The organism is Ruegeria marisflavi (genome assembly GCF_025673445.1).
GTDB lineage: Bacteria > Pseudomonadota > Alphaproteobacteria > Rhodobacterales > Rhodobacteraceae > Ruegeria_B > Ruegeria_B marisflavi.
Genome location: NZ_JAOVQN010000048.1, coordinates 1 through 8,527, shown reverse-complemented (window position 1 = coordinate 8,527; position 8,527 = coordinate 1). Strand labels below are relative to the sequence as shown.

7 protein-coding genes are annotated in these 8,527 nt (G+C 59.7%); 1 reads left to right on the top strand and 6 read right to left on the bottom strand.

The window, feature by feature from the left end; all coding sequences use genetic code 11:
* Window positions 1–287 precede the first annotated feature (287 nt).
* From OEZ49_RS22675 to OEZ49_RS22655, 5 genes are read right to left on the bottom strand one after another with little or no spacing between them, the layout of a single operon-like run.
* Window positions 288–1,037, bottom strand: coding sequence for an SDR family NAD(P)-dependent oxidoreductase (locus OEZ49_RS22675; protein WP_263390422.1), 750 nt, complete (start codon window positions 1,035–1,037; stop codon window positions 288–290).
* A 29-nt stretch (window positions 1,038–1,066) separates the two neighbouring features.
* Window positions 1,067–1,885, bottom strand: coding sequence for an ABC transporter permease (locus OEZ49_RS22670; RefSeq protein WP_263390421.1), 819 nt, complete (start codon window positions 1,883–1,885; stop codon window positions 1,067–1,069).
* A 7-nt stretch (window positions 1,886–1,892) separates the two neighbouring features.
* Window positions 1,893–2,744 (bottom strand): ABC transporter permease, encoded by an 852-nt coding sequence (locus OEZ49_RS22665; RefSeq protein WP_263390420.1) that lies wholly within the window; start codon window positions 2,742–2,744, stop codon window positions 1,893–1,895.
* A 37-nt stretch (window positions 2,745–2,781) separates the two neighbouring features.
* Entirely contained in the window at window positions 2,782–3,945 is a 1,164-nt protein-coding gene (locus tag OEZ49_RS22660) for an ABC transporter substrate-binding protein (RefSeq protein ID WP_164132616.1), read from the bottom strand.
* A gap of 32 nt (window positions 3,946–3,977) precedes the next feature.
* A complete protein-coding gene (locus tag OEZ49_RS22655; protein WP_263390419.1) occupies window positions 3,978–5,078 on the bottom strand; it encodes an ABC transporter ATP-binding protein in 1,101 nt (366 codons plus the stop codon).
* 148 nt (window positions 5,079–5,226) lie between these two features.
* Between OEZ49_RS22655 and OEZ49_RS22650 the strand changes: the two genes are divergently transcribed.
* Window positions 5,227–6,000: a helix-turn-helix transcriptional regulator gene (locus tag OEZ49_RS22650; RefSeq protein WP_263390418.1), complete on the top strand. Its 774-nt coding sequence runs from the start codon at window positions 5,227–5,229 to the stop codon at window positions 5,998–6,000.
* Between the two features lie 910 nt (window positions 6,001–6,910).
* Here the strand turns inward: OEZ49_RS22650 and OEZ49_RS22645 are convergent.
* The coding region (locus OEZ49_RS22645; RefSeq protein ID WP_263390417.1) for an Ig-like domain-containing protein at window positions 6,911–8,527 on the bottom strand (1,617 nt) is incomplete at its 5' end.

Sequence of the window (8,527 nt, the reverse complement as noted above, 5' to 3'; positions counted from 1 at the left end):
ACCCTGCAGCTGATCGCGAGAGATACCGTAATATTTCAAAACAAAATCAACCCGATGGGAGTTGTTCAGGACGAACTGAGTAATCAGCCTTCGGGATAACCAGGACGGTTCAAAGGTCTTTTTCAATTCTTAAGTTGGAGGAATATATATCATGAGGGTCTAGAAAATGATTTCCTGATTGTTCTTGAAATAGCGAAATGGAGTTTGAGAAAGCATGGCTGGACGCTACAAAACCTCCCTTCCCACCTCAGGCCAGTTTGCTTAACCAAACGGACAAGACGTGACCCTCACAGGAACTCGCCTCCGTCGATGACGAAGGCCTGCCCAGTCATGAAGGCTGAGACGTCCGAGGCAAGATAGACAACGCCCTGGGCAATCTCATCGACCGTTGCCCAGCGGCCCATCGGGATCGTTTCGCGCACATAGGATTCCAGCGCCGCCCGGCCGCCCATCTGCTGTTCAAATCCTGCGTTGAACGGCGTGTCGACAAAGCCGGGGCACAGCGCGTTGAACCGGATCGCATGGCGGGCGTAATCCGCCGCCATCTGGCGCACCATGGCCACCGCCGCATGTTTGGTGGTGGCATAGGCGATCATGCCCCGGTCGTATTGCACGCCCGAATTCGACGCCGTCACGATGACACTGCCGCTCCCCTGCGCTTTCATATGTGGCACCGCGGCACGCGCGGCCACGAAATGTGAACGTACGTTCAGCGCCCACGAGGCGTCCATATCGGCCGGTTCCACTTCTTCCAGTGTGCCTGCGACCTGCAAGCCCGCATGCGAATGCAGCACGTCCAGCCGCCCGAACTCCTGCACAGTATCGGCCACCGCAGCACCCAGCGCCGCGTCACAGGTCACGTCTACCGCGCGCGCGCGCGCCCCGCCGCCGATCTCCTCGGCCACCGCCGCAGCCAGCGCGCCATCGCGGTCGGTCACCATCACCCGCGCGCCTTCCCGGGCCATGGCAATGGCACTCGCCCTGCCAATCCCCGACCCCGCCCCGGTCAACAGGGCGACCTTGCCTGCAAGCCGCATGTTGCTGTCTCCCCAGCCGTTTCTCTGCCTCAACCCGATTTCGCCGCGCCCCGCCGCAGCAGGATCTGCGCGATCACCAGCAGCATCAGCGAAGCCGCCATCACCATCGTGCCGATGGCGTTGATCTCGGGCGTCACCCCGCGCCGGATCGACGAAAAGATGTAGATTGGTAGCGTTGTCTCGGACCCGGCGACAAAGAACGCGATGATGAAATCGTCAAAGGAAAAGGTGAAGCTCAGCAGGAACCCCGCCAGGATCGCCGGTGCGATCAACGGCAGCGTCACCTGCCGGAACGTGCCCCAGGGCGTCGCGAACAGGTCCTGCGAGGCTTCGAGCAGCGACCGGTCCATCCCCGCGATCCGCGCCCGCACGATGATGATCACCAGCGCCATGGTGAACATCGTATGCGCCGCCACCAGCGTGCCCATGCCCATGTTCAACTGAGGCGCTGCCGCCCCCTCGGGCCAAAGCGCCGCCAGCATCGGGTTCACCCAGCCGAACACGGTAACCAGCGCGATCAGCGTGGCGATCCCGATCACGATGCCCGGGATCATCACCGCGATATAGATCAGCGCGTCGAACAGCGTCCGCAGCCAGCCGCTCACCCCCTGCAACGCGATCGCCGCCATGGTGCCCAGGCTCGCCGCCAGACAGGCGGTCAGGAAGGCCGCGATCAGGCTGGTCTCCAGCGCGTCCATGACAAAGGGATTGCTCAGCGCCTTGCCATACCACTTGGTGGAAAATCCCATGAACTGGCTGGCATGGCGGCCCGAGTTGAAACTGAAGACCGCGATCACTCCGATCGGGATATAGAGGAACAGGTAGACTGAGATCGCATAAAGACGCATGCCGCCCTCACATCAGCGAGATATCGTCGCGCTGGCCGCCCAGCCGCGAGATGAATTTCATATAGACCGTCACCGTCACCAGCATGATCAACACCAGCGTCATCGCCACGGCCGAGCCAAAGGCCCAGTTGCGCGATTGCAGGAACAGATCGACCAGCGCGTTGCCGACAAAGAACACCTTGCCGCCGCCCAGGATCGCCGGGATCAGGAACTCGCCCATCAGCAGGATGAAGACCAGCATACAGCCCGTCGCCACCCCCGGCACCGACAGCGGCAGCGTCACCTGCCAGAATGTCCTGAGCGGCGTCGAGCCGAGATCCGAGGACGCCTCCAGCAACCGCTTATCCAGCTTGTCGAGGCTGACAAAGATCGGGAACACCATCAGCGGCAGATAGCCATAGACAATACCCACCAGCACCGCAAAGGGCGTGTTGATCAGGCGCACCTCGTCGATCCCCACCATCTCCAACAGCGCCGGTATCCCGCGCCCGCCCAGGATGAAGATCCACGCATAGGACCGGATCAGGATCGAGGTCCAGAATGGCACGATCACCAGGATCAGAAGGGTCGTGCGCCATTTCGGAGAACAGCGCACGGCCAGGTAATAGGCCAGCGGATAGGCGATCAGCAAGGCCGCCAGGGTGCCCAGCGGCGCCAGGATCAGCGTGTTCTTGAACGCCGTCCATCGCGCCGGCAGATTGGCATATTGCTCCAGCGTCAGGGCCGGAACATAGCCGCCCGCCGCCCCGCGCTCTCCGAAAGAGAAGATGAACACCACAACCAGCGGCAGCACCAGCATGACCAACAGCCAGATCCCCGCCGGGGCCAGCAACACGCCGTTTCTCCTTAGCTGCCTCATGTGGGGCCCTCTCCTCTTTCGGTTTGCTTTCGCGTGGTCAGGCCGACTTGAACCGGGCCAGCAGTTCCGCCCGGTTCGGGTCCGTCAGCGTTGCCGCCGCGCCGAACTCAAGCGCGCTCAGCAGGTCCGCCGCCGGGTACAGGATCGGATCTTCCAGCAGTTCCTTGGGCAAAAGCGCATTGGTGCGCGCATCCGCCGAAGGATAGCCATGCGCCAGCACTTCTTTCGCGTTCACTGCCGGATCCAGCAGGAAGTTGATCAGCGCATAGGCCGCGTCCATATGCGGTGCCCCCTTCGGGATTGCATAGTAATCCGACCATAGCTCGCCGCCTTCCTTGCCCAGGACATAAACGATCTCGGGCATGTCGACGTTCATCTGCTTGCCGTCGCCGGTCCAGCACATGGTCATCCAGGCATCACCATTGCGCATCGGCGGCTGGTAATCCGACGAGATCGCAAACAGATGCGGCTTGGCGTCCAACAGCAGCTTCTCGGCATCCGCCAGTTCCTTCTCGTCCACCGAGTTGAAGGAATAGCCGAAATATTTCAGCGCGTTGCCGATGGTCGTCAGCTGATAGTCATGCACCATGGTGCGGCCGGAATAGGTGCCCATGGTCAGGTCCCAGAATTCCTTCCAGGTGGTCGGTGTCGGCGCCCCATCCAGCTTGCTGGTATTGATGGCAAAACCGGTGGTGCCCCAGTTCTTGGGCACCGCGTAAAGCGTACCGTTCACGCTGCCCGCGTCCGAGAACCGCTGTTCAAACGATCCCGCGTCGTAATTCGCCAGTTTCGACGTATCCAGCGGGGCGATCAGATCCTCATCCACATAGGTCGTGATCGTATAGTTGGTGGGCACGAATACGTCCCAACCCGATCCGCCCGCCTGAAGCTTGGCCAGCATCTCTTCGTTCGAGCCAAAGACATTGACCTGCACATGCGCCCCGGTCGCCTCGGTAAAGGCGTCGAAATTGGCCTCGTCATGATAATTGGGCCAGGTGGCCAGGATCACCCGGTCGCCGATATCGCCCGCGGCCCAGGCCGGTCTCGGCCGCAGGCCGGGCACCGCCGCCCCCATGACCGCGCTGGCCACGCCAAGCCCGGTTACGCCCAGGAAATGCCGGCGCGTCACCGAGCCTTTTTGATAGCGGCGGAGTTCCTCCATGAACCGCTTCTTCGAAATCGTTCCGTCGTCTTTGGACATGACAACCTCTCTGTTGCTTGGGGTGACTGTTTTTACTGTTCAAGGATCAGAAGCGCGTTTTCATCCCATGAAACAAAGGCTTCCTCTCCCACATTGAACGTCCCCGCGTTCAATTCCGACTGCCGCGGCACAAGGACCAGGATGTCCCCCAGCGTTCCGCTCCGCACCAGGTATTCCGTATGTTCGCCCAGAAAGATCCGGTTTAGGATGGTCACCGGCTCGGACATGCCTGCCTCGGGTGCCTCCCGCGACAGGGCGATCTGCTCGGGGCGGATACTGACACAGACCTCCTGCCCAGTCTTGACCGCAAAGCCCGGCTTGCCCCGCACGTGCTGGCCCCCGGCCAGCCGTGCCGCAACATGGTCCGGACCCGCCTCGGCCACCACCGCGTCAAAGAAATTCGACGTGCCTACAAACCCCGCCACATAGCGGGTGCGCGGGTTGTCATACAGCTCGCGCGGCGTGCCCACCTGCACGATCCGGCCCCCGTTCATGACGCAGATGCGATCCGACATCGACAGCGCCTCTTCCTGGTCATGCGTGACCAGCACAAAGGTGATCCCCAGCCGCCGCTGAAGGTCCTGCAACTCGATCTGCATCTCCTTGCGCAGCTTGCGGTCGAGCGCCGCCATCGGCTCGTCCAGAAGCAGGATCTTGGGCTCGTTCACGATCGCCCGCGCCAGCGCCACCCGCTGCTGCTGGCCGCCCGACATCTCCCAGATGCGGCGCGGACCGAATCCTTCCAGCCGCACGATCTCCAGCACCTTCTCGACCTTTTCCTTCACCGTGGCGCGGTCGGGCCGGGGCCGACGCTGCCGCAACCCATAGGCGATATTGTCGAACACGCTCAGATGCGGGAACAGCGCATATTGCTGGAACACCATGTTCACCGGCCGGTTATGCGCCTCGACATGGTTCACCACCTCGCCGTCCAGCAGCACCTCGCCCTCGGTGGGTGCCTCGAACCCCGCCAGCATCCGCAACGCCGTAGTCTTGCCGCATCCTGACGGCCCCAGAAAGGACAGAAACTCGCCCTCGGCAATGGACAGGTTCAGATCGCTGGCCGCCACGACAGGCCCGAATGTCTTGGTCAGGCCCCGGAATTCCGCGATGGTTCGCACGGCTGCGCTCATGTCGAAACTCATATGCTCTTGTTTTCCCCGTACTTGTCTTTTTTGCGATTCTAGATATACCGCTTAGACAGGTATATTTTTGCAAGAACTTCGTTTTGTTGTATATACCCCATTTTGAATATGCCGATCTGAGTAGACGGGGGATGAGATGTTCGAATGGATAGGCGAAGCCGCCGAAACCGTGCGCCGGATCGGCACACCCGGCTTTCCCGCAGCGCTGGCCGAGGCCCTGCGCGCCGTGGCGCCCTTCGACTACACGGTGGTCTTCGGCTATGTCGGCTCCAACGCACCGATGGATCTCTACGACGACTTTCCCGCCTCGAAACGGCAGGTCTTCGTCCAGGATTACCAGGCCGGGCCTTACGTGCTCGACCCGTTCTTCCTGGCCGCCACCAAGCCGGTCGCACCCGGCCTCTACCGGATGCGCGATGTCGCACCCGACCGGTTCTACCAGGGCGAATACTTCCGCAGCTACTATGTCCAGACCGGTCTGGCCGAGGAAATCGGCTATTTCATCGAGATACCCGGCATCGGCATGGTCGTGGTCTCGCTGATGCGCTCCGACCGGACCTTCTCGGCCAAGGAATACCGGCACCTGACCGCGGTCTGGCCGATGGTCGAGGCCATGTGCCAGCGGCATTGGGCCAGTTTCGCCGACATGGCGGGCACCACAGACCCATCACAAGGCTCGGTGCGCGGCAAGGTCGACCGCGCCTTTCACGCCTTTGGAGAGGGCCTCCTGACCCCGCGCGAACGCGAGGTTGTCGAACACACGCTCAAGGGCCATTCGGCCGATGCCGTGGGCGCCATCCTGGGCATCTCGCCGGGCACCGTGCGCATCCACCGCCGCAACATCTATGCCAAACTTCGGATCAACTCGCAGGGAGAGCTGTTCTCCAAATTCATTGCCGGTATCGTCTGAATGCTGCCGTTACTTATGGTCAGAACCGGTTTTGCAAGGGATTTCGTGAGGTGAGGAGATCGAAGCGGCTTACGGTCGTTTGCTCGACCTATTTTGCGTGGCGTGGTTGACAGTTGACCTTGATGAAGTCCGCATGCTGGGTTCCTCTCAAACAGGTCAACTTTGACGCCCTGACACCACCCCGGCATGTCGCAGCAGCGGTTCGGTCCAATCAAGGAGCGGCAAGTGAGAGACGTGGTTTGCGCTAAATTCTCGTCGCCTCTTCGATCAGCGAGCATCCGGCAATTGCGCGACCACATGTGATTCTCCTCGTTACAGTGGGCCAGAACTGGAACCACCCAGACAGAGGCGCTCCACTTGTCCGAGCAGTGCGGCAGTGCCTGTGCAATGGCCTGGGTCGGAGCCTCAGTAGGTCGCGCATCGGTCGACAGATTGATCAGGGCCAGACCACGCGGTTTCGGCAAATGCTGCAAAAGATGCGGGCCAAGGTCAGGGCGGCGGGGTGGAAATGCCAGCCTTCAGGAACGTATCGCGCAAGCGATTGTTGTGACGCCCGCTGCACCAAAATAGTGTGCATTCTTGACCCCTTAGCCGAATCTATTACCGGCTTTTGAATGGGTTAAGGGAAGAATGTAAGACTCTGGTCGCACGGCGCGAATTTGCTGTTCCAATTGGGAACTAGCCTTTCTTCCCCTTTCCCAGGTGCTCATCCGCTGGAACTGAGGCAGACTATCCGATAGGTGACATTCTCAAACCGGCAGTCCGAACAAGAGCATCACCAGACAACCAAGTTTTCAATTTGGTCCGTACTGTGATTCTTTTTCAGCGGCGCGGACATCGTCATGGACTATGGGGCAGCGCCCCGTCTTTGGCGAAGTTGGTTAGAACTTCTCTGCCACCAACAGTCGCTTCAAGTTGTAGGAAGCGTATTTGTCGCGACTTCCTCTAACCCAAGTGAGCTGTACGATCCAAAGAAGCCGATCATTTCAGCATCTGTTTGGCTGCCATTGATCCCGGAGATCGGATCATGGTTCCCGCCATTCAATCCGTCAAAGATATTGTCTTTTGTCAGTGTGTCTGACGATTCCGGTACCACATCCATAAGATCTGAGAGCGTTAGTGGTTGAAGATCCGAGGTTGAAGAGTCGGTTACAGACGTCGACAGGGCTGGCTGGCTGTAAACCGGCAACGAAGCGGCGGACATCGTGAATGGCACTTCGATCGGTTCTTCGCTACTCTGGGGCGAGGGTTCAGAGAGCGCGGATGCTCCCGTTGATGGCGCTATCTCGATGACACCGCCAGCAAAAATATCGATCTGGTCACTGGTCGTGGAGGTGTCGCCATCGAGATCAAATGTGGCGGTCGCATAAAAGACGTTCAACGACCCCAATAGACTGTCGATGTTCGGAATGTCTTGCAGCGCCACAGAGTAGTTAAGGCCACTGGTTGTCAGCGCGCTGCTGTTCTCGTCGGCGATCTCTCCCAGGTCGACGCCATCGACATTGAGAGAAAGCGAAAAGTCTATCAATTGAGCATTGAAGAGAGGTGTTTCCCCTAGCGCGTCCGCAATCACGGCTGGTGTTGCAACTGTCGTTCCGACTCCATCTGAGTCGACGATGTCAAGGTTCGAAAGAGTGACATTGGGCCCCACGGCAAAAGCCTCGATATCGACCTCGACGTTGGCGTTGAGGGTGTCGAGTGCTCCTTCCCAGTCTTGCGTATGCGGCAATGGGTTCCCGTCGGTGATGAAGTACATGATATTAGCGTCATCGGCGCTCTGACCGCTCAAAATCCGTTCGGCCTCGATAAAGGCCGACTCCCAACTGGTCGATCCCGCCTGGAAGGGCAGGTTATTGAGTTGAGTGATCAGATTTGTATGCTCGTCTACAAGATCGAATGGTCCTATGGTGCTGGCTGACGCGGCATAAGATGTGAGGAACACGTTGACCTCGGTCGCCGATCCTTCGAATTGTTCGGCCAGCGTGTCGAGCGCCGACGATACCGAGGCCACCAGATCGTTCCAGCCATTCTGTGTGATGCTGCCCGAACTGTCCATTGCGATCAGCAGGTTTATTGCTGTCGAAGAAGTCGGCATCACCTCTAAAATAAAGGTTCCGGGCGGGTCGCCGGGGGTTTCCGGGTTAAAGATAATTGAAACCGGCACGTCATCGGGCAATGTCGTCACGTCTTGTCCGACAACGACAACAGCGGTCGCGGTATCGGTGCCGCCTTTGCCGTCCGAGACCGTATAGGTGAACGTGTCCACTCCGTAGAAATCTGCATCTGGTGTATAGGTTACGGAAGAACCGGAAAAGCTAACGGATCCGTTGGCCGCACTGCCTACCGAAGCAAGTGTCAGCCCATCACCGTCGATATCGGTGTCGTTTGCGAGCACGTTGAAAGTGACAGGCACGTTCTGGTCAGTGATTGCATAGTCGCTGTTCGCCACAGGGGCGTCGTTGACCGGGGTGACGGTGACGGTGACGGTTGCGGTATCGGTGCCGCCCTGGCCGTCGGAGACGGTATA

Coding starts and splice junctions, on each gene's coding strand:
- OEZ49_RS22675 (WP_263390422.1), bottom strand. CDS start 1,037: ATGCGGCTTGCAGGCAAGGTCGCCCTGTTGACCGGGGCGGGGTCGGGG.
- OEZ49_RS22670 (WP_263390421.1), bottom strand. CDS start 1,885: ATGCGTCTTTATGCGATCTCAGTCTACCTGTTCCTCTATATCCCGATC.
- OEZ49_RS22665 (WP_263390420.1), bottom strand. CDS start 2,744: ATGAGGCAGCTAAGGAGAAACGGCGTGTTGCTGGCCCCGGCGGGGATC.
- OEZ49_RS22660 (WP_164132616.1), bottom strand. CDS start 3,945: ATGTCCAAAGACGACGGAACGATTTCGAAGAAGCGGTTCATGGAGGAA.
- OEZ49_RS22655 (WP_263390419.1), bottom strand. CDS start 5,078: ATGAGCGCAGCCGTGCGAACCATCGCGGAATTCCGGGGCCTGACCAAG.
- OEZ49_RS22650 (WP_263390418.1), top strand. CDS start 5,227: ATGTTCGAATGGATAGGCGAAGCCGCCGAAACCGTGCGCCGGATCGGC.